This is a genomic window from Streptomyces sp. SID1328 (genome assembly GCF_009865595.1).
Taxonomy (GTDB): domain Bacteria; phylum Actinomycetota; class Actinomycetes; order Streptomycetales; family Streptomycetaceae; genus Streptomyces; species Streptomyces griseoluteus.
Genome location: NZ_WWKH01001019.1, coordinates 1 through 275, shown reverse-complemented (window position 1 = coordinate 275; position 275 = coordinate 1). Strand labels below are relative to the sequence as shown.

Here is a 275-nt window from a genome sequence, read left to right as displayed (position 1 = left end):
GCCCGCACGCCGACCCGCTGCACGAGCTGGCCGCCTCCACACCGGGGGGCGGGCTCCGGCTGGCCCTGACCCGGACGGCGGCCGTGCTCGCGGTGAGCCTGCCGGTGCTGACCCTCACCGGGCTGCTGCTGCCCGCCTCCGGCGCACCGGCCGCCGCCGCGTGGCTGCTGCCAGGACTGGCGCTGACGCTGGCCACCCTGGCGCTGGCCCCGCTCACCGGATTCCGTACCGCGTCCGCCGTGACGGCGGGCGGCTGGCTGTGCGCGGTGCTCGCG

General features: G+C 79.6%; 1 pseudogene. It reads left to right on the top strand.

From position 1 onward, the window contains the following. Positions 1-275, top strand: a pseudogene (locus tag GT030_RS32740) (zf-HC2 domain-containing protein); the annotation flags it as partial.